Genomic DNA, 22,490 nt, shown 5'->3' with positions numbered 1-22,490 from the left:
GGTCATTCCTTTATTTCTGAGAACTCAGCCCTTGACGGCCCCTTGGGTAAGACCGCCAATCAGGCGACGCTGGACAATGAGAAACAGGAGGGTGGCGGGCATGGCGCCGGCCACGGCGCCCGCCGACAGCAGGCCCCATTCGATCTGGTATTCGCCGATCAACGTCTGGATCGCGACGGTGACGGGACGAACGTTTCGCCCGCCAAGCGTCAGCGCATAGAGATATTCGTTCCAGGCGGTGATAAAGATGTAGATGCCGGTCGAGATGATGCCCGGCATGGTGAGCGGCAGCACGACCCGGCGCAGGGCGGTGAGCCGCGAGCAACCGTCGATCATCGCCGCCTCGTCCAGGCTTTTGGGGATGGCGCCGATATAGCTGGTCAGCATCCACACAGCGAAGGGTATGGCGACCGTTGCATTGGCGAGGATCAGGCCGAAATGCGTGTCAAGAATGCCGGCCGTTCGCATCAGCATGAACAGCGGCAGGATCAACAGCACGATCGGGAACATGTTGATCAGCAGGAACTGCAGCATGATCAGCTTGCGACCGGGAAAGCGGAAGCGCGAGAAGGAATAGGCGGCGGTGACCGAGACCGCGAGCCCGACAACCACGGTGCCGCCGGCGATGATCAGGCTGTCCAGCATGTTGCCGAGGAAGCTGGTCTGGCGGAACAGTCTCGAATAGTTGTCGAGGCTCCATCCGGTGGGCGAGAGCGAGACGCCGGTGGCATTCAGGATGGCCGTCGGTGTCAGCGACGTCAGGATGATCCAGACGAACGGTGCCATGGCAAACAGCACGATGAGCGCCACCGGCAGGTCTGTGGTCAGGATGCGCCGGAGCGTGGAGGGCTTGTTCATCGTTCGACCTCCCGCATGGTGCGCATCAGATAGACGGCGACGACGGCGCCGAGCAGCAGGGTGAAGGTGACGGCAACGGCGGTGCCATAGCCGAAATCGAGGTTTTGCCGGGCGCGGACAAAGGCATAGAGCGGCAGCGTATGGGTTGCATAGCCGGGGCCGCCGCCGGTCATGACGAAGATCACGTCCATGGAATTGGCCACCCAGATGACGCGCAGCAATCCGGCGGTCGCAAGCACCGGCGCGATGCCGGGCAGCGTGATGTGGCGGAACTGCCGCCACGCCGTGGCGCCGTCGATCGAGGCCGCCTCGTACTGGCTTTTCGGAATGCCCTGCAGGCCGGCGAGGATCATCACGGCGAAGAACGGAAAGCCCTGCCAAGTGAGCGTGGCGATGATGGCGTAGAGCGCCAGATCCGGATCGGCCAGCCACGGCACGGCCGTCTGGATGATTGACAGATGCAGCAGGATGTCGTTCAGCACACCGGTATTGGGGTCATAGATCCAGCGCCACATCAGCGCGATGACCACGCTTGGCAAGGCCCAGGGGATGATCATCAGCGCCCGCGCCAGGCCACGCCAGGGAAATTCACGGTTCAGCAGCAGCGCCGCGACAAGCCCGAGGCCCATCTGCAAGGGTACGGTGAGGCCAATCCAGATGGCGGTGTGACCGAGCGCCGTCCAGAACACGGGATCCTGGAACAGCTTGATGTAGTTACCGAAGCCGACGAACTTGGAAGCGTTGGGCTTCCACAGGATCAGGTCGAAGAAACTGGTATAGACCGCCTGCGCCATCGGGAAAAAGACGATGAACAGGGTGACCAGGAAGGCCGGCGCGAGCAGCGCATAGGGCATCAGCCGGGTCGACAGCGCGGGCGCGATGACGACGCGAGACTGATGGGGGGAAACGACGGTCGACATGATCTTGATCCTCGCCTTTCGGCTGGTGGGACAGGCCGCCCGGTAAAACCGCGCGGGTATGGTCTTGAGTGGCGGGAGTGGGCCACGCGTTGCGCAACGCCGGACACGCGGTGGCGCGGATAAAGGGGACAACACTCCGCCAAGTGCCGTCCCCTACCCCGCCGCTTTCCCCCGTTGGGGCATTTCCGCCGTCCAGCAAAGCTTGGGCAGCAGAGTGCGCCAATTGCCTGCCCCTTCCCCGGAATTAGGAGACGGCGAGAGGGCAAGGAGCGCCGCTATGGCGCCCCAGGAGGTTCGCCTTACTGCGCGAACAGACCTTCCAGTTGCTCCATCATCTGCCTGGAGGTGATCTGACCGGTCAGTGCCTGCTGCATGCTGGTCTGCCAAGCGGTATTGACGAATTCCGACGTCGCGGTGTTCTGCGGCAGCACATGGGCAAAAGGCAGCGAGTTGACGGTCGCGTCGACGAAGCGGCGTTCATGCAGCTTCCAGTCAGCCGCGCCGCTCTGGGTCACCGTCATCTGGCCGGTCGCCTTGTTGAACGCCACGTTGTTTTCGCCCTCGGCGAGGAAGGAGATCCATTTCCAGGCGGAGTCCTTCGCCTGCGATGACGAGAAGATCGCCAGCGACTCGTCGCCGTAGGAGGTCCAGCGACCGCCCCCGCATTCCGGCACCGGCACCGCCGAAACCTTATCGCCGAGCGCTTTCACCATGTCGTTGGACGAGCCGATATGGTGGATCGTCATCGCCGTCTTACCGCTCTTGAAGGCACCGGTAATTTCCTGGAAACCGTCATTGGGGGCGGACGGCGGAATGACCTTGTCCTTCTGGAACAGGTCGATCAGCCACTGGTTGGCGGCGACCGCCTTGTCGCTCGTCAGCCCGCCGGGCTTCAGTTCGGCGCCCTGGGAGAGAACGAAGGCGCCCCACTGGTCCCAGCCGCCCTTGCCGCCACGAAGACCGAAACCGTAGGTCTCCGGCGCCTTGGTCAGCTTGATCGCGGCTTCGCGAAACTCATCGCAGGTGGCCGGCGGCTTCAACCCCGCCTGCTCGAACAGGTCGGCGCGATAGTAGAGATACAGCACGACATACTGGATCGGCAGATAGTACTGATTGCCGTCAGCGCCCTTGTTGAGCTCCAGCAGATTATCGAGCAGGTCCGCCTTGCCGGGCCAGGCATCGATGCGCTCGCCGATTGGCTCCAGCGCGCCCATTTCGGCCAGGCGCGGCTGGGCAAACAGTTTCACCATGGCTGCGTCCGGCGCATTGCCGCCCACCAGCGATGTATAGAGCTGGTCGTAATAGCTGTTCCATGGAACGTTTTCGGCTTCAATCTTGATGTCCGGATTGGCCGCCTCGAACTTCTTGACCAGGTCCGCCATCGGGTTTTCCGGATTGTCGAAGTGATACCAGAAACGCACGGTATCGGCCTGAGCGGCCCCAGCGGCCAGCATAGCGCCAAGGGCCACGCCCATGGTCAATGTCTTCACGTAGTTCATGCTTTCCTCCTCCTCAAATGGTTGGACCACGCTTTGGCAGCCATCCGTCTTGCTTGCCCGCCTGCGAGCCTGAGCGCCTCCCGCGCCGCCTCGAGGTCGATGCTGTGTTGCAGAAATCCATGCACCACGCCCGGATGGATCGTGGTCGTCTCCGGGCGGCCGAGCGCGCTCAGCCGTGCCTCCAATCGTAGCGTGTCCGACAGCAGCGGATCGATGCCGGCCGCCATCAGGTAAAGCGGTGGCAGCCGGGACAGCCCCTCGTCCGATGCCGAGAGTGGCGAAGCCAGAACGTCAGCCGCGAGCGTCGTGGCGTCGCGATTTCCAGCATAGGCCGACCAGTAGCGTTGCATCTTGGCCCGCGTCAGCCCCGGTCCCTCGGCAAATTTCAGATAGGACGGGGTGTCGAAGTCACAGCCGTAGGTGCCATAAAACAGCAAGGCCCCGGCAATGTCCGGCTGGCCGGCGGCCTGTTCATGCAAGAGTGCCGTAAGCGCCAGGTTGGCGCCGGCGGAATCGCCAGAAATCAACAAGGGACCGGCCTCGACACCCAGATGACGAGTAGCCTTGAAGGCATTGCGCAGCGCCGCGATCACATCGCGCAGGCCGGCGGGGAACGGATCTTCCGGCGCCAAACGGTAATCGGGCATCAGGACCGGAAGTCCGCTCTCGATCGCCAGCAACCGGGCACAGCGCTCGTGCGTCGCCGGACTACAGAAACAGAAACCGCCACCATGGACAAAGATCAGCGCGCCGGGGCCGGCATGGCTCGGAACCAGAACTTCAAGCTTTCGCGGGGCGGATCCGAGCACGGGGTCGGCCTCGACAAGAACCGTCTCGCGAAGCGCGAGGGGTGGCAGATCCTGATTCCAGCGGGCATTGTTGCGCTCGACAAGGGCTCGCCCATCGGCCGACGGCATCAGCGTGGCGTCCGGCTGCGGCCCATCCTCCGAAAGGACGCGGGCCGACAGCGCCGCCATTTCGGCGGACAGTTCACTCGGAAAATCGCGGGGTTGCGGCATCATTGCGCCGCATCCGGAAAAACGCTCGGGCCCAAGTCGACGATTGTCGCAATATGGTGGCGCAATGCATCGCGCGCAGCCGTGACATCACCTTCGGCGATCGCATCGATGATCGCGCCATGACGTCGCGCGGTTGCCACGAGATCGCGCGGTGCCGAGGAGCGCGAAATCTTGAAGCGGTGATTGTGGATCAGGCAACGATGCAAGATCGGATCCAGCGCCGGCAGTTCGGCGTCGCGCAGGATCCGGCGATGGAAGTCACGGTCGTGAGAAGCAAGCTCCAACTCGTCGCCGGCCTTCGCGGCCTCGACCATCTCCGCCAGGAGCTCACGCAGATCTGCGACGAGCGACATGCGCCGCGCGCCCATGACACGGGCCACGCCGCTGCATTCGATCTGCTGACGGACGCGGAACATTTCCACGGCCTCGGCTTCGGTGCACTGCGACACTTGCGTGCCGCGATGGCCGTTACGCAGAACCAGCCCCTCCTCCTGCAACTGCAGCAGCGCCTCTCTCACAGTGCCCTGACTGCAGCCGAAATGCGCGGCGAGCTCAAGCTCGGTCAGAGCGGCACCCGGGGGAAGCAAGCCAAGCATGATCTCGCGCTTCAACCCGTTGAAAGCTACCGCCGATTTCGCCGGCTTTCCCTGGCTTGCACGTCCATGGCTGCGCTGTGAAAAATACGACATTCGGTTTCGCTCGAGGAGTTGCTTGACGTATCGTCGCCATTATCGATAATGATATTGATAAATGACGTCAAGGCCTGTTTTGGCCATGGGAGGAGACAAGGGTGGGTGCAATTTCGCTGAGGCAGGTCCGCAAGTCCTATGGCGCGCTGCAGGTGATCCACGATGTCGACATCGACATCGAAAGCGGGGAGTTCATCGTGCTGGTCGGCCCTTCGGGCTGCGGTAAATCAACGCTGCTGCGCATGATCGCCGGGCTGGAGGACATCAGCGGCGGCGAGCTTCTGATGTCGGGCAAGGTGGTGAACGCGCTGCCGCCCTCCGAGCGAGACATCGCTATGGTGTTCCAGGATTACGCGCTCTATCCCCACATGAGCGTCAGGGAGAACATGGCCTTCGGCCTGAAGATGCGCGGCGCCGACGATAGGACGATTGAAGACAGCGTCGCCCGCGCCGCCGACATCCTGAAGATCGGTTCGTTTCTCGATCGTCGCCCCGCCCAGCTTTCGGGTGGCCAGCGCCAGCGCGTCGCCATGGGCCGCGCCATCGTGCGCGAACCATCGGCCTTCCTGTTCGACGAACCGCTGTCCAACCTCGACGCGGCCCTGCGCGTTGAAATGCGCCTTGAGATCGCCAAGCTGCACGGACGGATGAAGGCCACCACCGTCTACGTCACCCACGATCAGGTCGAGGCGATGACGCTGGCGGACCGGATCGTGGTGATGAATGGCGGCGTGGTCGAACAGATCGGCAAGCCGCTTGACCTATACCATCGTCCCGCAAGCCTGTTCGTCGCCCGCTTCATCGGCAGCCCGACCATGAACACGCTTGCGGCGACGCTCGAAACCATAGAGGGCGGCACGCGCGTCCGTTTCATCGATGGCCGCGAGTTCACGATCCCTGGCCTGCCGGCCGTGGCGCCGGAGAACCGAGACCGTCATGTTGTCTTCGGGGTGAGGCCGAGCGATCTGGTACCCGTCGCCGGGCCTGAACGGGCCTGGTTCTTCGGCAAGGTCGCCGTGGCCGAACGGCTCGGAAGCCAGACCTTCGGTTATGTCGAGATTGCCGACGGCGCGATGATCTCGGTCGAGTTTGCACGCGACATGGAAATCTCTGTCGGTCAGCCGGTCCATCTCGCAGGGACCGCGGACGTCGTGCATCTCTTTGACGCTAAGTCCGGCAAGCGGATCAATTGATTGAAACGGATGATGTAGGCGGATGCCGCTGCCCCGAAAGCACCGTCAGAATAGCGTGGCCACCAATATGCGTCGAACATGAAGGGCGTGACGCCAATCTGAACTGATGGGGTGGATGCCCCGTCCGGCTGGCATCGGTATATGATGCCCGGCCCGACTGCCGCGCAGCCAAATGCTCGCATCGGCAGTAGGCTTATTGCCGCCGTTGGTCTTGGTGAGGTGAGCGCTGCGGCCTCGGGTGAGACAACCACGCCAGATTGCCACCACCAGCGGCACCCTCTCCTCCGGTCGCAGCGCTCAGGCAAGCGCCACCTTCAAGGGCCGCCCAGCGGTCAGAACCGCCACCTTTTCGACGATGCCTGCCGCATCGATTCCGAAATGACGGTAGAGGTCAGCAATTGTGCCTGTCTGCCCGAAATGCTCGACACCAAGTGGTACCGTCTGATGCCCTGTAACCGAGCCGAGCCATGACAGCGTCGCGGGATGGCCGTCAATCACCGTTGTAATCTTGCAGTGCGACGGGATGTCCATCATCAGGTTTTCGACATGGCAGCGCGCCTGCCTTACCCCTCGAGCGCGCGCCCGCTGTGCGGCCGTCCAGCCAGCATGCAGCCGGTCTGCAGAGGTAACGGCCAGGACGCCGACATCCCGCCTGCTCTCTCCAATAATCCCGGCGGCCTTGATCGCCTCGGGCGCAATGACACCCTGATAGGCAATCACGACTTCACAGTTCGGGCCGGGCTTGCGCAACCAATATGCTCCGTCGACCGCGCCCTGTCGGAAATCGTCGTCAAGCCGCTTTGCCGGTTGCTCGATCGGGTTCGTCGAAAGGCGCAGATAAATCGACCCCCCTGTCTCGTCTCGCAGCCAGGTGCGCTCGTCGGGATCGGTACCACCATTTCTCTGCATGTAGTCAAGCGCCCAGGACATGATGACCGCTAGTTCATCTGCGAAGGCGGGCTCGAAGGAAGCCAGACCGTCCTGCGACATGCCTATGAGTGGAGAGCCAATCGACTGATGGGCGCCGCCCTCCGGCGCCAGAGTGACACCCGACGGTGTCCCCACGATCATGAAGCGGGCGTCCTGGTAGCAGGAATAGTTCAGCGCATCGAGACCACGCGCGACAAAAGGATCGTAGACGGTTCCGATGGGCAGGAGCCGCTTTTCGAAGAGCGAGTGAGAAAGACCGGCGGCTCCAAGCAGGAGGAAGAGGTTCATTTCGGCGATGCCGAGTTCGATATGCTGACCGCGTGGGGTGAATTCCCACCTGGCGGTGGAAGGAATTTTTCGGTCGATGAATATGTCGGGGCGCGCCTGCCTGGCAAAGAGCTTTCGCCGATTAACCCACGGGCCGAGATTTGTGGTTCCTGTCACATCCGGCGACATCGTGACGATGCGCGAAGCAAGTTCGCTGTCGCCCTTCGATAGTTGGTCAAGGATTTTGCCGAACGCCATCTGGCTGGAGATTTCTCCCCCGATCTCCGCCTCAATTCCTGGCACCGCGAGCGCCCTGTCCTCGTACCGCCGGCGCCCTTTCTGGAAGAAGGGAACCGCATCGAGAAATTCCTGTAGCCGTGCCGGGTCGGCAACTGCCGCCAGCCTCTCCCATTCCTGGCCCTCCGGCACTCCCATATGTGCCTGCCATGCTGCCATCTGAGACTTGGTCATGAGACCGCCGTGATTGTCCTTGTGACCTGCGATCGGAGTGCCCCACCCCTTGATCGTATAGGCGAGGAAGCAGGTCGGACGATCATGGTCGATAGCCGCGAAGGCATCGGCCATCGTCGAAACGCAGTTGCCGCCGAGATTCTCCATCAGCGTTGCGAGCTCCTCGTCGCTACGCCGATCGATCAGGGCTGTGACGTCGCCCTGGTCGCCGAGATCGTCCATGAGCTGCTTGCGCCAGACTGCCCCGCCCATGAAGGTCAAGGCCGAATAGAGTTGATTGGGGCAATTGTCGATCCACTCCCGCAGCCGGGAACCGCCGGGCTCGTCGAAGGCAGCCCGTTGCAGAACGCCGTATTTCAGGCGAGCAACGTCCCAGCCAAAGGCGTTGAAGATATCCTCTATCCGGCGGAAGAGGCCCTCATGCACGATGCCGTCGAGAGACTGTCGATTGTAGTCAATGATCCACCAGGTGTTCCGCAGTCCCTGCTTCCAGCCCTCCTGTAAACACTCGTAGACATTGCCTTCATCGAGCTCAGCGTCCCCGACCAGAGCAACCATTCTTCCCGTCTTAAGGTCTCTGCCCCATTCTTTGGACCCAACGTAATCCTGCACGATCGAGGCAAAGGACGTGAACGCCGCACCCAGGCCGACGGATCCGGTCGAAAAGTCCACATCATCGACGTCCTTAGTACGGCTCGGATAGCTCTGAACGCCATGGTAGCCCCGGAAATTCTCCATCTTATCGCGGGAGAGATTGCCCATGAGGTACTGGATTGCATGGAAGACGGGCGAAGCGTGGGGCTTGACTGCCACCCGGTCTTCGGGGCGCAAGGCCGAGAAATAGAGTGCCGTCATGATCGACACCAGGGATGCGGATGACGCCTGATGACCGCCCACTTTGATCCCGTCCACCTTGGGGCGAACATGGTTGGCGTGGTGGATCATCCAGTGTGAGAGCCACAAAAGGCGTTGCTCAATCGTCTTCAGATGTTCGTGCTGCATAACGGATCCTTTCTGGCGACTTCGCGCGGGTGTTCGCCTGCTCGCGAGAGACTGGCATCAAGCAGATGCGGGCCTACCGGGCCTTGGGGTTTTCTCAGGAAAGGTCGAAGAAGGCGAACCACGCCGCCTCCCAACCCTTGTATCAGCAAGGCCTGCGGATGTAGGTCCCCATGCGCTTGACCAATGGCACGATGAGGACCGCGATCGTGAAGAGGATCACGGAGAGGCTAATCGGGCTATCAACGAAGACCGAGGGATCGCCGAGGCCAAGGATCAGGCTTTGCCGGAAGTCTTCCTCCAGGAGCGATCCAAGGAGGAAGGCGAGCAGCAGCGGCGCGAGATCGAAGCCAGCCTTGCGCAATCCATATGCGACGAAGCCGCAAGCGATAACGACGCCGACGTCGAACATACTGTTGTTCATGCTGAATGCGCCGATGACGCAAAAGAGCACGATGAGAGGCGCCATGAGCGTCTGCGGGATCTTCAACAACAGAACGAAGACGCGGATCAGCGGCACGTTCAGCACAATGAGCATGGCATTTCCGACGAGCATGCTGGCGACAATGCCCCAGAAGAGCTGCGGATGCTCGACGAGGATCTGTGGCCCGGGCACGACGTTCTGCATCAGCAGGGCACCCATAATGATCCCGATGACCGCATTGGCGGGAATGCCGAGGCAGAGCATCGGGATGAAACTTGCCTGCGCCGCCGCGTTGTTGGCGCTCTCCGGTCCAGCGACACCTTCGATAGCGCCTTTGCCAAAACGTTCCGGAGTACGAGATAGCTTCTTCTCGAGCAGATAGCTGCCAAACCCCGCGACCAGTGCCCCGCCGCCCGGCAGAAGTCCAAGAAAGAAGCCAAGGACGGTTCCGCGGGCTATCGGGCCCGTGGAATCCTTCCAGTCCATTCGGGTCGGAAGCAGATCACGCAGGCGGTATGAAGGGGTGGGCTCGGCCTCGAACGCGTCCCTTCGCTCGGCCATCATCAACATCTCGCTGACCCCAAATAGACCCATCGCCAGGACGGCAATGTTGAAGCCGTCGCGGAGATAGCTGATATTGAATGTGAAGCGCTCCTCCCCTGAAATCAAATCCACACCCACGGTCGAAAGCAAAAGTCCGAGCGCGACCATGGCCCAGGCTCTGATGCGCGGTCCTTCCCCGATGCTTGCCGCAAGGACCAATCCGAGAAGCACGATGGAAGTCTTCTCAACCGGCCCGAACGCCAGTGCAACGGAGGTGAAGGCAGGCCCGACAATGGCGATCGCCAGTGTGGCGCTAATCCCGGCGATGAAGCTGCCGAACGCGCTGATCCCGAGCGCCGCCCCTGCCCGGCCTTGCCGTGCCATCGGATAGCCGTCGAAACATGTCGTCAGGCTAGCGGCCTCCCCAGGCACGCGCATCAGCACCGAAGTGATGGAGCCACCATATTGCGAACCGTAGTAGATGCCGGACAGCAGAATGATTGCGCTCGTCTGATCCAGCATCACCGTCACCGGGAGCAGAAGGCTGACGGTCGCCGACGGACCGAGCCCGGGAAGAACGCCGACGGCGGTCCCGAGAATCGTGCCGATCAGTGCTACGGCGAGGTTGCCCGGTTCGAGCGCGATGCCCAGTCCCATGAACAGTTGCGAGAAGGAATCCAGCATCAGAACCTCCATTCGCCATGTGGAAGCGGCACCGAGAGAAGAGTCTCGAACAATGTCCACGTCGCAAGCGCGAAGAGTGCTGCCAAAAGAACCGATCGTTGCCAGTTCATCCGTTCCACCAGGATGAAGACGCCAACGAGGAACATGAACGTCGACGGAACAAATCCGACTCCCTCCAGGAGAAGGCAATAGGATCCGAGCGCGAAACAGTAGGCAAGGAGGCGCGCGACTTCGATTGGACCGCCCTCCGCCACGTGTTCGCGCGTGCTGGCAAGGCTTGTGCCGATCAGGAGGAGCGACGCCATGAACGGGAAGAGGCCTGCCGCCGGTCCGCCATATGCCCAGAGACCGAGGTCAAGAGCATAGGCTGCCGTTCCGAGACCCAGAGCTGACAGCATGTAGGGAACAAGACGCGTCGCAGTCATAGGCGGATACCCATCTGATCTATTTGGCGGCCGATTTCCACGAAGGCATTGTTTGCCAGCCGCGTGAACTCATCGCTCTTCTGGAACAGCGGATAGCCATTGATGACGTTAAGGAAATCCGCATACATGGCGCTCCTGGTCATTTCGCTGAGCGCATCCTCCCACCATGCAATTACGGCAGTCGGCATTCCCGCCGGACCAAAAAGTCCGTAAGAGGCGGGGATTGCGATCGGGTAGCCGCGCTCAGCGAAACTGACGACGCCGGGGAGACTGGCATTTGGGTTTGGGCTCGTCTCCGCGAGCAGGCGGATTGTGCCCGCCGCAAGATGTGGTCCGAAATCGGACGAGACCACCATGTCAATATGGCCACCCAACAATGCCGTCACGGCGTCCGCTCCACCCTTGAATGGCACGAAAGTCGCGGTAACCTTTTCGGTCCGGAACGCCGCATCGGTGGCTATGTGTGCGAGCCCACGTGGCGCCGCCGTCGCCCAGCGGAGCTTGGTCGGCTCCTTCCGCGCGTAGTCGAGCATCTCGTCCCATGTGCGGAAGGGACTACCGCTGCGTACGAAACAGGGGACCGATATACCCACGTAACTCGCAATATAGGTAAAGTCGCGCGAGGAATCGTACGGTACCTTGGCAAGGTGCGGTGCGACCAGGAGCGGACTGACCGAGAAGAGGGAAATGACCGACCCGTCGGCCGGCGCGCGACGAACCTGGTCCGTCGCGATTGTCCCACCGGCGCCCGGTCGAAAATCTGGCGTCAACACCATTCCGCGGCTGGTTTTGACATAGTTTGCAACGACCCGACTTGCGACATCTCCCGCGCCGCCCGCCGAGAAACCAACGATCATGGTCGCATTGTCTTGGAGATAGGTCTGCATGGCGGCAAACGATAGTCTGGGAGCGCCCGCTGCAAGAACTGCTGCGGCCGACAAGAAATTCCTTCTTTTCATGGTGTTCCCTCTTCTTGGTGCTGGATGTTTCGACCCTCAGGCCGTCAAGTGGTTTCCTCCCGTCGCTTCGAATGATTCCAAAGCTGTTTCGACATCGGCGAAAGAACGTACCGTCTCCGGCGAAGAAGAACGGTCGACGTCCTTCAACCCGGACGCGGTCACAACAGATATGACCGTTTCATGCCCCCTGATGACGCCATCTCGTCTGGCCGCAGCGACTGCTGCGACCGACATGACGGAGGACAATTCCAGGAAGGCCCCCTCCGTCGCGGCAATTTGCTCCTGGAAACCGATCAGGCCGTCATTGCCGACCGGAATGGCGACACCACCCGTCTCGCGTAGAGCCTTGAGAGCCTGGAATGTGCTTCGCGACGCACCGACCGAAATGGCCAAGGCATCGAAATGGGGGCGCACCTCGGGAATGCGATCGGTTTCCAGTTCGAGTGCCATTCGCAGCGATCCATGGGCCTCTGCCGCAAGCAGACGCGGGATACGGGCGATCGCACCATCCCTCAAGAGTTCTCGAAACCCGAGCCAGACACCTACCAGCGCGTCACCGTAGCAGACGGGCAGCGCACACCAGTCGGGCACCTCGCCTGACATTTGCTCGGCGATTTCAAAGGCGATGGTCTTGTATCCCTCGATCCCGATAGGATGGCTTCCAACGACAGGGTGTCGATAGGGCGAGGTCGCAAACCAGCCGAACCTTTCTACGCCTCTCTTGAGGAATTCCCAGCGGTCGGCCTTTTGTTCGAACGCGACGACCCGAGCGCCGTACTTTCGTATTTGCGAGATCATTGGCCCGGAGGATCCGGTCGAGGTTGCGACAATGCAGGGCAGCCCGGCGCGCGCAGCGTAGGCTGCGAGAGATGCACCCGCATTGCCGGTGGAGCTCGTCGCGACAATCGTAGCGCCCGAGTCGACTGCCGCAGTCAGAGCCACGGTCGAGAAGCGATCCTTGTGTGACCATGTCGGGTTGTGGCCTTCGTTCTTGATGAAGAGATTGGGAACTCCAATCTCTGAACCGAGGCGCCTTGCCGCGAGAAGCGGGGTCAGTCCCTCGCCGAGGCTCATCGCAATCTGCCCGTCGAATGGCAACCGGTCCGCGTAGCGCCAGAGGGAGGTTGGCAATACCCCTGGCGCAGACGCTCGTTCACGATCAGGTGCGGAGCTATAGATTAGGTGGAGGTTCGACGGAGCGATGTCGAAGCACGCCGGGCACCCGCGCGAGTCAATCGCCTGAGCCAAGGGAAAACGCGCTTCACATCGATAACAGGAAAGGGCAGCTGGTCTGGACATCAGTGAAGCACCACCATGTCTTCACAGATGTCAGTGAGCATCTCGACACCGTCTGGACGTATCAAGAGCATGTCCTCAACCTGGAGACCCACGCAACCGAGTTCGTAATACGGGGTTTCGATACACAGGACCATGCCTTCCTCGAGGAGGTCGGAGCTGGCTGGAGAAAGGAGTGGAAGGTCATAGCCGTCCAGGCCGATTCCGTGCCCCACATGATTGCGCTGGTAGTGAGGAATTCCTTCCTTGCGCACGGTTTCCAGGACGACCTGAAAGACATCCGACGCTCGCACACCTGGCCGCATGTACTCGATGCCCCGCTGCACGCCTCTTCTGAGCGCCCTGTATTTGAGAGCCATTTCCCGGGTTGGCTCGCCGAAACTCGCAATCCGGGCGATGTCCGCGCGATAGTTGCGATAATGCCCGCCAACGTCGAAGCGGATGATGTCGCCGTGACGGAGGGGCCGATCGGAAGGTTGGACATTCATGAGCGCACTGCGCTCGCCGAAACCAATGCAACCGAGCACCGGGAAGCCGTCCTCTTGAACTGTCTGTGCGTGGAACGCCCGGGCCAAATCGATCTCGGTGGCCCCTTCATGCGCGATTGATAATGCAGCCTGGACGGATCTCTCTGTGATCCGCGCAATGGTTCTTAGCCTCGAAATCTCTTCCTTGGTTTTCACGGCACGAACGCTACGTAGAATTGAGGCGGCCTTGACCCAGGTGACGTCCGGCAAGCCACGCTCCAGCCGTTCCATGTCACCGGGCATCAGGCCGCCTTCGTCAATGCCGAGGCGGCCCTTGGCATGCCCCGCCGTCCCGAGTTCAAGGATCAGAGCTTCGACGGCATTGCCGTCGTCGGGAAGACGCTGCAGCTGAGCTTGGCGCGAACTGACCATGTCGAGATGCGTAGAAGGATGCTCGTCAACAGTGAAGGATCCATAGCGCCGCACCCTCCCCGCAACCTGTTGGTCCGCAACGAGATCGAGCGTTGACGTGCCGGTGATCACGACGGACGCGAATTCGCCTTCGCCTGCCGCAAGCACGACAAAGGCCTGCGGACCCCGTCGGATCCATTGGGGCAGACACCAGAAGCCACTGGAATAGAGAACGTTTTCCGGCGCCGTAGCGACGATAGCCGCGAGCGCGTGCTGAGACATAGCGGCCTGCAGCCGCTCCTTGTTAAGCAACATTTGGGCTGTCCTTCTCCTGCGTTGACGGCAGTTCGTCAAAGCCGAGCCCACCGGACACCCGGCGCGCGGCGGCAAGGACGCTCTGAGCGACGTCGCTGATTTTGACCTTCGGGTAAACGGCGCGAGGAAATGCGACGCTGATCGCGGCAATCACAGAACCGCCGGCATCGTGGATCGGTGCGCCGACCGAGATCACGCCCTCGACGTTCTCCGAAATTGCCGTGGCATAGCCGAGCGAGCGCGCGATATGCAGTTGCTTGTTGAGCTCCTCGATACCGGTGACAGTCCGTTCCGTGAACCGCTCGAATGGACCATCACCGACAATCTCCGCGACAGCCTTGTCATCCATTTCGAAAAGGAGCGCCTTGCCAAGAGCCGTCGAGTGAAGTGGCATGGTTTCGCCGGAGAGTGCGCGGATGACGACCGGGCTGTCGGACTGAACGGCAAGTACATAGACACCCAAGGCACCGCGCCGCACACCCAGAAAACCGTTGAAACAACCTCCCGCCGCCATCGCCCGGAGTTCCTCCTCTCCGAGCATGAGGAGACGGCCTCTCTGAAACACGTGTTGAGCAAGTCCCAAGACGGCATAACCGACCTGGTAGCGGCGGCCTCCTGCCTCCTGCTCCACGTAGCTCTGCGCGGCGAGGGTGTTGAGCAGTCTTTGAGCGACCGCCGGACTGAGATCGAGCCGACGCGCGATCTCACGCACACCCAAAGGCTCCTTCGAGTCTTTCAGCAGACCCAGGATCGACAGCCCCTTCTCGAGGGAGAGATTATTCGACATTCATATGTTCCTTTAATCGAAACACTGTTCCATATAATGAACATTTAAACGCCCTTTCGTTGTGCGTGTCAATGCGAATGTTCACTATAGTGTGTCGTTCTAAAGTGAACGCTCGCGCATCCATGACCGCATGGATATCCGCGCCGTCGTTGGATTAAACGTGCTGCGAATTCGTCGCGAACGCAGTCTTTCGCAGGAAGACCTGTCGTTGCAGGCGGGCGTAACCCGTGCATATCTGAGCGGGTTGGAAGCTGGCCGGCGCAATCCCACGATCGTCTCGCTGAGCAAGATCGCAAACGCTCTCGGCGTCACGGTTGAGGACCTGGTTCACTCACCCGTGCGGAATAATCCGTGACTTGCTAATTCTTGGACGATTGGGACGCTATCCGAGCGGTTCAGACTCTTCCGGAACGATTTGGGGGGCTCCGCTGGATCAATCGTTCAACGTCGATCTGCATCGCGAGCGACAGGGCCTCGATCGTTTCCAGCGTCGGCGAACACTCTTCTCGTTCAAGCTTGCCGATGTAATTTCGATCAAGCCCGGCATATTCTGCCAGCCGCTCCTGAGAGAGGCCGGATGCCTGCCGGCATAGTCGCAGATTTCTAGCGAAAACGGCTGTGAGTTTCATGGGTCAACGATCTTGAGCACGCCGGAGAAATGCTACCTATTATAGTAAGCAATCATAGCGCGAATAGCTTGCGTTGAGGTTGAGCAAACCCGTAAGCTGCAACCGATATGGCATGCGGCATCCAACACTGCGTCCGCCGTGGAGGCCGCCCACAGCCGAAAAGAGTGGAGTTCCGAACCGTCGATCACCCCGCCGGAACAATCCCTGAGCGGCGGTCGGCCCGTGCGCGCTCCGGCGAATTGCAGAGAGGCAAGATGGCTGCCCTAGATTCTTCCGAGGAGAGAAAACTCACCCCAAGGGAGCGAGAGGTCTTGAAGTGGACCGCCAACGGTAAGACGGCATGGGAGATCTCAATCATTCTGGATATAGCGGAGAGCACTGTGATCTCACACCTGAGGAACGCCCGGACCAAGTTGGAGACCGTGAATGTCGTCCAGACGATTGTCGAGGCGGTTCGCCGATCGGAGATTACGCTCGATGCACCGTCTCTTCTTGAGCCGCCGAAACGCGGGACGTAGCTGTTCCGGAGATCAGGCCCGGAACGGCCACAGCGCACCGAAACCTACCTATCGAAGTTGCCCGCAGCTCGTTCGATGATCTACCGGCGGCCGACGAGCGAAACAATCCGACGGAGATGGGACTTGATCTTGATGTCTGGACACGTCGCCGAAGCCCGCGTCAGCGTTGCGGACGCCACGCGCCTTGCAAGGCAGGTCTGCATCCGCATTGCGATCGTCTGTCAACAGATCAGATTTACCGAAAAAGAGATATGGCTTGGATTCGACGGCGGGGTCGCGGTCATTCGACCAATCGGCGATACGCTCCTGTTCCGCGTGGAGGCACTTGACCTGCCGACGTTTCGCGGAATCCAGACGCTCCTCGAGGGAAGCCTCTCGGAAATCGTGCGCGTTTTCGATTACGCCTTTGATTGGCAGCGAACAGATCCACGGCCTTCGTCAGAGATGCGGCCGAAGGACCGAGGATAGGCATCATCGTCTGGTTGAAATCTGGCCCCGCGACAGACGGCGATCCCTCTACAGCAACGAAGCCGCCACCGCAGCAGCATACTGTGCTCTCGATGCCTACGTAGAGCTGAGGCGGAGCGACTACAACTTTTGGTTCGGCGTGTTTGTTCAGCTTAAACGCCGGCCCAGCTAGCTCTCCTCGCGCGCCATTGGTGTTGCTGAGATCTCGTTCTCGGAACTCGGCTCCTATAGATGGGAATTCGCAGGCACGTTATACGTGTTTGCATGGCGACGAACGAGCTTTCCATAGGCCTTGAGCGGACGCTTTCATTTTTGTCGGATGTGCGAAGCATTAACAACCACGCAGATCTCACGACAGCAGTGAAGCGGGCAACGGCGGCGTTTGGGGTTGAGAAAATTCTGGCGGGTTTCATCCCGAAACCGGGAACGTTACCGGGCGAGCAATTGCGTCATATCCTCTTGGCCGACTGGCCAGAGGATTGGGCGACAATCTATTTTCACAGGGGATTGCTGTTCCAAGACCCTACTATCCGCCGGGTCCTTCGGGCACAGCCAACCTTTGTTTGGTCCGAGCTACCCACTCAACCAGATCTCAGCACAAGCGAGCGTTACGTCATGGCTAGCGCCGCGGACTTTTCGTTGCGCAACGGCTGTACCGTACCATTGTTGTCTCTGGATGGCCGCCATGTCGGGTTTTCATTCGCCGGCGCGCACATCGACGACGCCCCCGAAGCAAAAGGTGTGATGACGCTCATTGCGAGTTTCGCCTTCGGTAGAGCAGTCGAACTCAAGAACAACGAAGTCCGCGCAAGGGTACGCCTGACCGCCCGCGAGAGAGAGACCTTGGCCTGGATCGCCGCGGGCAAAACAGATTGGGAAATTGGTGTCATTTTGGGCGTCTCCGACAAGGCCGTCGCCAAGCACGTACACAATATCCGAATGAAACTCGGTGCTGTGAATCGAGCACATGCCGTCGCCGAGGCCTTCCGGCTCAGGTTGATCAGTTAGCGTCTGTCAAGGTGGGGACTTCCCCACTGTCTCGCGTCGTTCTGATACAGCACACTTGGCCCATCTCTTGGGGGCCAGTCATGATTGAAATCATCACCGCCGACAACATCCGCCTGTACCGGACCGAAATGGATGAGGCATATCGGCTTCGTCACGATGTATTCGTCGAGGAGAAGGGCTGGTGCGATCTAGCACATGCCGATCGTCGCGAGATCGACCAGTTCGACAATGATCACGCCTTGCACATGATCTGCAGGCAGGACGGTCGAGTTGTGGGCTACCAAAGGATGTTGCCAACCACAAAACCGCATCTGTTGTCCAGCGTCCTTGCTGACTTGTGTGAAGTCGAAAGACCCGTTGGCGACCATATTTGGGAGTGGACCCGCTACTGCGTTGCTCGACCCTACCGCGAGCGCGGCCGCACACTAAGTCCCATCGCCAACGAATTACTATCCGCCATCGTGGAATGGGGCATGGAGTCCGGCGTCGACCGAATCATCATCGAGATGGAACCGATTTGGCTCTTGCGGTTGGTCCAGCTCAATTTCTTGGTTACGCCTCTCGGCATCCCGAGGGAGATCGGCAAGGACAGCGTGGTAGCCGTCGTCGCCAAATTCGATCGCCGTACTCTGGAGATGCTGCAAGCACTGCGTGGAAACAGCAATCGAGTGCTTCAACGGCGGCGGCTGCCGAACCCTGTTGCGGCAGAATAGAAATGGACGTGGGGAGCAAGATGGCCACCACGCAGAAGGAGGTTCTCCTGGAGGTTTCGAAAGCGCGCGATGAAATTCAAGCTACGGTTCAACTTGCTCGAAAAGGAGGCTATCTGTTTCTGATATATTTACTAGCGATGGTCCTGGAGGAACTCGCCAACATAGAACACGGACAACCGACGGAGCTCTAGATTTGATCGTCTCCTGCTGTGGCTATCGCGGTGACAAATGAGACGACTGCTCTCCGCAGGGACGGCGTTTTGATTCTGGCAAAATGCGTATTCAACTCAAGCGCGTCGCCCGCAGCCACCAGATCAATCAGCCTGTTCATCTCGGACGAAGCGTCCGTAACGTCGTTTGCCGCCCGATCCTCTTCATCGAAGAAGAAACTCGGCTTCACGCCGAGGGCGTTTGCCGCAGCGACAATTTTGCCGGCACTTATGCGGTTTTTCCCGTTCTCATACTTCTGTACCTGCTGAAACGTAACGCCAAGTATACGAGCAAGCTCTGCTTGACTCATTCGCTTCAGTCGCCGTGCCGACTTGAGACGCGAGCCCGCCCGGACGTCCACTTCGTCTGGCGCCTTTTGAGTTGCCACCATTTTGTCTTACCATCCGAAATTGAATTGCCACCATAGAAACAAACTTGGATTGCGGCAACCGGCAGCTTCGGTGGAGCCGGGCGAACGAAAGATCCTGAGAGCCTGCGGACGCTTGTGCCGCGCGCTGATGGTCGCCGGGAGCCTACATTTCTGATGGGTCAGGTCCCTGTTGGCTCGAACGCATGTCGAGAGAGTAGGCGACTGATCGCACAGTGCGTGCGACTTCGCGGCCGTATTGATTGAGCGCACGTCTAATATGGCCGATACGAACGTCGACGGTGCGAGGTTCGACCTCAATCTCGGGTGACCAGCCCGCTGCAATCAGTTCCTCACGACTATGCACGGACTGAGGCTTCTGATGAGCTGTGGAAGTAGTCTGATCTATAGCGCAGAAAGACGGACGGGCTGCCCCTTCCGCGTAACCCTAACCCTGGCGACATTCATCTCGATGTCCGCATGCGAATACATCTGTTCCGGTGGCATGCGCGGACGGCAATGCCGCGCTCTCGGACGTCAGAAACGCGATCGCGGCAGCCACTCCCCTGCGTCGCCAAATCGATCGGCAGAAACGCGAGCGACCGCGATACGGTCGATCGCGCTGTCACTCGAACCGGCCATCTCGGTCGCTAACTTGCCCGGTGCAACGACGTTCACGGTAGTCCCTCGCGGCGTGAGAAATGGAACGAGTGAACGAGCAAGCCCCGAGAGGGCTGCTTTCGAGACAACATATGCGAAACCGGCAATTCTCGGGACCGCACGGCCCGCAATGGAGCCGACAAACACGATTCGACCGAACCCGTCCGCGACCACGCCGGGCACAATCGCCTGGCAGCATAGCATCACTCCAGTCAGGTTGACGGGGAGCACGTCGTTCCACTCGTCAAGCGTGAGGTTTCGGAACGGGGTAGGACCGCTCGAAACGAAGGCCTTCCGATCACCTGGTTCTACAAGGCGTCTTTCCTTGTAGAAGAGAGAATAGCGCTCCTCAAGAATGCGCCAAACCGCGAGAACGCGCTGAGATTGATGGCCTTCTGGCTCAACTCGCCGAAAGCACAGGCCGAGGCGTGCGAGATTCTCTCGTGTACACCGCCGAGTCGTGACGCCATTGCGTTGATGTCCGACGAGGCTCGCCAAACGATGCCCCAAGGCGAGGAGGTGCGGGACTACGTCATTGTTCCAGATGCTGAGTGGATCAACGAAAATGCTGCGATGATGCTACAGCGCTGGAACGAGTGGATTCGCTGATGGATTCTCGGCCTACCTTCGGCTGGTGTTTCCGTTAGGCTGAATGGCCGCGGCGCTGGTCCGCCGCGGTCGTCCTGCGCGGGCCGGCAAAACCGTTCGCAGCCGGACATCAACTGCAGACCGGACCGCTCCCGCCCTTATTCATTGGGCCTCGATGCCGGGCGCGAGCGGAAAACCAATCTCCGCCGGCAGAGCTCGGCTCACCTGCTCACAGAGGCGCACTTCCGCCGGAGTGAAGGACGTCGGGGTCTTTACCTGGCACCTACACGAAAATCATGATCGCGGCATAGCCGATCGCGATTAGAACAAGCCCGATGATCAGCATCGGCATCAGGCTGCGACCATCGACATCTCGACCACTCACATGTTCGCTGGAGAAGACCACTGGCCTGCGCGCTTCATTCCTGTCCATCATTACCTCCGTTATTGTGGTAACTCATATACCACTTTTCGGGTCGCGTGAAGTCACGGTCGCACCGATAACGATGCCACCTGGCCCGTTCGGCAAATCGGCCTTTCTGACCTAGTGGGAATGAGGGCGGTTGAACGCGCAAGGCAGAGGCCGTAGCCCACCGCCCCCGCGCGCCTTCACTTACGTCGAGATGGCGGCGCACCATCTCGGCGAAGGCGCGACAGCGCGAAGAGCTCTGATCCACCGACGGAGCCGTTGCGTCAAACGGCCGCAATGCTGCGGGACCAACCACGTCGTCCGTTTCAAGGACGTTGATCGTCGACGGTTGTGCTCATGGGACGACCTTCAAACTCATGTCACATCAACTCGCTATCGGAACGTCGCCAAGCTGGCCAGTAGACGACCCCAGGACACGAAAGCGCGCCGACGGCCAATGTCGACACTTCAAGACATCGCATCGAGAGCCGGGTGCTCGATGGCCACGGTCAGCCGAGTGCTCAATCGCAGCGGACCGGTCAGCGAGGGCATGGTCCGGCGCGTGCGCAAGGCGGCCTCCGACCTCGGTTATCGCCGGATCGAGCGAACCCTGCCGCCCGGACGTCGTCGGCCGGTGATCGGCGTCCTCATCCCGAGTGTCACCAACCCGGTCTTTGCCGCATCGCTTTCCGGCATCCAAAACCGCATGCGAGTTTCGGGACACGGTGTGCTCATCGCACAGTCCGATTACGACCCGGGGCGCGAGGCCGACGCGGTCGATTACCTACTGACGGAGAAGCCGACGGGACTCATCCTCACCGTCTGCGATGCGACAAAGAGCGAAGCGATCCTGCCCGCATTACTTCCACCAACCGTCCTTCTCAACAACCTGCCGACCGCCCGCTTTCCGGCCGCCGTGACCACCGACAACCGGCTCGCCGGCCGCGAACTTACCGCGCACCTGATTGAGCATGGCCATCGACGAATCCTGTTCGTTTCGGGCCGCTTCGAAAGCTCCGACCGCGCAAGGCTGCGCTATGACGGCTATTGCGAAGCGGCGGCTCTGAACGACATTCCGGTTCTGGACGCCCTGCAAATCCCCTTCGTTACCGGCCATGACGCCCTCGACCTTGGTCCTGCCCTTGCCGCGCATCGCCCGACCGCGATCATCGCCTCGAACGACCTTCTTGCACTTGCCGTGATCGGCGCGCTGAGGCGCGAGGGGCTGAGCGTGCCAGGCAACGTCTCGGTGGCCGGCTTCGACGGCATCGCCATCGGCCGGCTCGTCGATCCGCCGCTGACGACGATCGAGATGGCCGATGCCAGCATGGGCGCAACCGCGGCCTCTCTCCTACTCGACATCGCCGAGAACTCGGCCATGCCCCGCCACCTCATGCTAGGCTACAAGCTCAATGCTGGCGGCACCGTGCGACGGATCCGCTAGGCTTCCTCACTCGGACTTTCTTAAGATGGAAAACGGCTGACAAGACTCATACCCTCGACAGGAGGTAGGTCAGCCTGCTCGTTCCTCGCAACGCGACCAGCGTCCGTCCCTCTTTTGACGAGAGAAAAGGTGGCGCCGTAGCGCCGAATGAGGGACCTTTGGCACTAGGTCGAAGGGAGCCTCCCCTCCTTTTCGCCTCGTCCCGAGCCTGTCGAAAGGACGCTCGACGCGTCCCTTCATAGAACCGAACAGGGAATCCCAAGACCGACACAATAGATCCAATCGTCGCCTCGTGGAATGCCAGCATGCCCCTGTCACAT

Annotated in this window: 24 protein-coding genes and 1 pseudogene; 8 read left to right on the top strand and 17 right to left on the bottom strand. The window is 60.5% G+C overall.

Annotated features, from left to right (window positions below; all coding sequences use genetic code 11):
- Positions 1 to 24: 24 nt before the first annotated feature.
- The 5 genes from ACM6UT_RS12745 to ACM6UT_RS12725 all read right to left on the bottom strand — a co-directional run bounded on the left by ACM6UT_RS12745 (position 25) and on the right by ACM6UT_RS12725 (position 4,907).
- Positions 25 to 858 (bottom strand): carbohydrate ABC transporter permease, encoded by an 834-nt coding sequence (locus tag ACM6UT_RS12745; protein WP_416797716.1) that lies wholly within the window; start codon positions 856 to 858, stop codon positions 25 to 27.
- A complete protein-coding gene (locus tag ACM6UT_RS12740; RefSeq protein ID WP_416797715.1) occupies positions 855 to 1,778 on the bottom strand; it encodes a carbohydrate ABC transporter permease in 924 nt (307 codons plus the stop codon). The genes ACM6UT_RS12745 and ACM6UT_RS12740 overlap by 4 nt, the downstream gene beginning before the upstream one ends.
- Positions 1,779 to 2,077: 299 nt before the next feature.
- Positions 2,078 to 3,277, bottom strand: coding sequence for an ABC transporter substrate-binding protein (locus ACM6UT_RS12735; RefSeq protein WP_416797714.1), 1,200 nt, complete (start codon positions 3,275 to 3,277; stop codon positions 2,078 to 2,080).
- Positions 3,274 to 4,299, bottom strand: a complete 1,026-nt coding sequence (locus tag ACM6UT_RS12730; protein ID WP_416797713.1) for an alpha/beta hydrolase — start codon at positions 4,297 to 4,299, stop codon at positions 3,274 to 3,276. Before ACM6UT_RS12730 ends, ACM6UT_RS12735 begins: the two co-directional genes overlap by 4 nt.
- On the bottom strand, positions 4,296 to 4,907 hold the full coding sequence (locus ACM6UT_RS12725) for a GntR family transcriptional regulator (RefSeq protein WP_416797712.1): 612 nt from the start codon (positions 4,905 to 4,907) through the stop codon (positions 4,296 to 4,298). Before ACM6UT_RS12725 ends, ACM6UT_RS12730 begins: the two co-directional genes overlap by 4 nt.
- A gap of 179 nt (positions 4,908 to 5,086) precedes the next feature.
- Here ACM6UT_RS12725 and ACM6UT_RS12720 point away from each other — a divergent pair, with 179 nt between their 5' ends.
- Complete coding sequence (locus tag ACM6UT_RS12720) at positions 5,087 to 6,178, top strand: ABC transporter ATP-binding protein (protein ID WP_416797711.1); 1,092 nt, start codon at positions 5,087 to 5,089, stop codon at positions 6,176 to 6,178.
- 297 nt (positions 6,179 to 6,475) lie between these two features.
- Here the strand turns inward: ACM6UT_RS12720 and ACM6UT_RS12715 are convergent, their stop codons facing one another.
- The 7 genes from ACM6UT_RS12715 to ACM6UT_RS12685 all read right to left on the bottom strand — a co-directional run bounded on the left by ACM6UT_RS12715 (position 6,476) and on the right by ACM6UT_RS12685 (position 15,156).
- Positions 6,476 to 8,848, bottom strand: coding sequence for a transketolase (locus ACM6UT_RS12715; RefSeq protein ID WP_416797710.1), 2,373 nt, complete (start codon positions 8,846 to 8,848; stop codon positions 6,476 to 6,478).
- 142 nt (positions 8,849 to 8,990) lie between these two features.
- On the bottom strand, positions 8,991 to 10,496 hold the full coding sequence (locus tag ACM6UT_RS12710; RefSeq protein ID WP_416797709.1) for a tripartite tricarboxylate transporter permease: 1,506 nt from the start codon (positions 10,494 to 10,496) through the stop codon (positions 8,991 to 8,993).
- Positions 10,496 to 10,921: a tripartite tricarboxylate transporter TctB family protein gene (locus tag ACM6UT_RS12705; protein WP_416797708.1), complete on the bottom strand. Its 426-nt coding sequence runs from the start codon at positions 10,919 to 10,921 to the stop codon at positions 10,496 to 10,498. Before ACM6UT_RS12705 ends, ACM6UT_RS12710 begins: the two co-directional genes overlap by 1 nt.
- Positions 10,918 to 11,880 (bottom strand): tripartite tricarboxylate transporter substrate binding protein, encoded by a 963-nt coding sequence (locus ACM6UT_RS12700; protein ID WP_416797707.1) that lies wholly within the window; start codon positions 11,878 to 11,880, stop codon positions 10,918 to 10,920. The genes ACM6UT_RS12705 and ACM6UT_RS12700 overlap by 4 nt, the downstream gene beginning before the upstream one ends.
- 36 nt (positions 11,881 to 11,916) lie before the next feature.
- Positions 11,917 to 12,954 (bottom strand): pyridoxal-phosphate dependent enzyme, encoded by a 1,038-nt coding sequence (locus ACM6UT_RS12695; RefSeq protein ID WP_416797706.1) that lies wholly within the window; start codon positions 12,952 to 12,954, stop codon positions 11,917 to 11,919.
- Between the two features lie 224 nt (positions 12,955 to 13,178).
- Positions 13,179 to 14,369 (bottom strand): M24 family metallopeptidase, encoded by a 1,191-nt coding sequence (locus ACM6UT_RS12690; protein ID WP_416797705.1) that lies wholly within the window; start codon positions 14,367 to 14,369, stop codon positions 13,179 to 13,181.
- Positions 14,359 to 15,156 carry an IclR family transcriptional regulator gene (locus ACM6UT_RS12685; protein ID WP_416797704.1) on the bottom strand — a complete coding sequence of 266 codons (798 nt, stop codon included), beginning with the start codon at positions 15,154 to 15,156 and terminating at the stop codon, positions 14,359 to 14,361. Before ACM6UT_RS12685 ends, ACM6UT_RS12690 begins: the two co-directional genes overlap by 11 nt.
- 130 nt (positions 15,157 to 15,286) lie before the next feature.
- On the opposite strand from ACM6UT_RS12685, the gene ACM6UT_RS12680 reads away from it, so the two are divergent.
- Positions 15,287 to 15,511: a helix-turn-helix domain-containing protein gene (locus ACM6UT_RS12680; protein WP_416797703.1), complete on the top strand. Its 225-nt coding sequence runs from the start codon at positions 15,287 to 15,289 to the stop codon at positions 15,509 to 15,511.
- Between the two features lie 40 nt (positions 15,512 to 15,551).
- Here the strand turns inward: ACM6UT_RS12680 and ACM6UT_RS12675 are convergent, their stop codons facing one another.
- Positions 15,552 to 15,785: a helix-turn-helix domain-containing protein gene (locus ACM6UT_RS12675; protein ID WP_416797702.1), complete on the bottom strand. Its 234-nt coding sequence runs from the start codon at positions 15,783 to 15,785 to the stop codon at positions 15,552 to 15,554.
- A 254-nt stretch (positions 15,786 to 16,039) separates the two neighbouring features.
- Between ACM6UT_RS12675 and ACM6UT_RS12670 the strand changes: the two genes are divergently transcribed.
- The 4 genes from ACM6UT_RS12670 to ACM6UT_RS12660 all read left to right on the top strand — a co-directional run bounded on the left by ACM6UT_RS12670 (position 16,040) and on the right by ACM6UT_RS12660 (position 18,492).
- Positions 16,040 to 16,303 (top strand): helix-turn-helix domain-containing protein, encoded by a 264-nt coding sequence (locus ACM6UT_RS12670; protein WP_416797701.1) that lies wholly within the window; start codon positions 16,040 to 16,042, stop codon positions 16,301 to 16,303.
- Positions 16,304 to 16,378: 75 nt separating this feature from the next.
- Positions 16,379 to 16,771 carry an SMa0974 family conjugal transfer regulator gene (gene rctB / locus ACM6UT_RS23490; protein ID WP_465245563.1) on the top strand — a complete coding sequence of 131 codons (393 nt, stop codon included), beginning with the start codon at positions 16,379 to 16,381 and terminating at the stop codon, positions 16,769 to 16,771.
- Positions 16,772 to 17,035: 264 nt separating this feature from the next.
- Positions 17,036 to 17,779 (top strand): helix-turn-helix transcriptional regulator, encoded by a 744-nt coding sequence (locus ACM6UT_RS12665; protein ID WP_416797700.1) that lies wholly within the window; start codon positions 17,036 to 17,038, stop codon positions 17,777 to 17,779.
- Between the two features lie 80 nt (positions 17,780 to 17,859).
- Complete coding sequence (locus ACM6UT_RS12660; protein ID WP_416797699.1) at positions 17,860 to 18,492, top strand: acyl-homoserine-lactone synthase; 633 nt, start codon at positions 17,860 to 17,862, stop codon at positions 18,490 to 18,492.
- 187 nt (positions 18,493 to 18,679) lie between these two features.
- Here the strand turns inward: ACM6UT_RS12660 and ACM6UT_RS12655 are convergent, their stop codons facing one another.
- The 3 genes from ACM6UT_RS12655 to ACM6UT_RS12645 form a co-directional block, all read right to left on the bottom strand.
- Complete coding sequence (locus ACM6UT_RS12655) at positions 18,680 to 19,093, bottom strand: helix-turn-helix domain-containing protein (RefSeq protein WP_416797698.1); 414 nt, start codon at positions 19,091 to 19,093, stop codon at positions 18,680 to 18,682.
- Between the two features lie 142 nt (positions 19,094 to 19,235).
- The gene (locus ACM6UT_RS12650) at positions 19,236 to 19,436 is read right to left on the bottom strand and encodes a winged helix-turn-helix domain-containing protein (protein WP_416797697.1); all 201 of its coding nucleotides are present in this window, start codon (positions 19,434 to 19,436) and stop codon (positions 19,236 to 19,238) included.
- Between the two features lie 170 nt (positions 19,437 to 19,606).
- On the bottom strand, positions 19,607 to 19,960 hold the full coding sequence (locus ACM6UT_RS12645; protein ID WP_416797696.1) for an SDR family NAD(P)-dependent oxidoreductase: 354 nt from the start codon (positions 19,958 to 19,960) through the stop codon (positions 19,607 to 19,609).
- A gap of 51 nt (positions 19,961 to 20,011) precedes the next feature.
- On the opposite strand from ACM6UT_RS12645, the pseudogene ACM6UT_RS12640 reads away from it, so the two are divergent.
- Positions 20,012 to 20,338: pseudogene (locus ACM6UT_RS12640) on the top strand (ABC transporter substrate-binding protein); the annotation flags it as partial.
- A gap of 262 nt (positions 20,339 to 20,600) precedes the next feature.
- Here the strand turns inward: ACM6UT_RS12640 and ACM6UT_RS12635 are convergent.
- Complete coding sequence (locus tag ACM6UT_RS12635) at positions 20,601 to 20,750, bottom strand: hypothetical protein (RefSeq protein WP_416797695.1); 150 nt, start codon at positions 20,748 to 20,750, stop codon at positions 20,601 to 20,603.
- A 433-nt stretch (positions 20,751 to 21,183) separates the two neighbouring features.
- On the opposite strand from ACM6UT_RS12635, the gene ACM6UT_RS12630 reads away from it, so the two are divergent.
- The gene (locus ACM6UT_RS12630) at positions 21,184 to 22,170 is read left to right on the top strand and encodes a substrate-binding domain-containing protein (RefSeq protein WP_416797694.1); all 987 of its coding nucleotides are present in this window, start codon (positions 21,184 to 21,186) and stop codon (positions 22,168 to 22,170) included.
- Positions 22,171 to 22,490 lie beyond the last annotated feature (320 nt).

Source organism: Ciceribacter azotifigens (assembly GCF_048159625.1).
GTDB classification, from domain to species: Bacteria; Pseudomonadota; Alphaproteobacteria; order Rhizobiales; family Rhizobiaceae; genus Allorhizobium; species Allorhizobium azotifigens.
The sequence above is the reverse complement of the archived record's forward strand: the minus strand, read 5'-3'. Positions and strand labels throughout refer to the sequence as shown.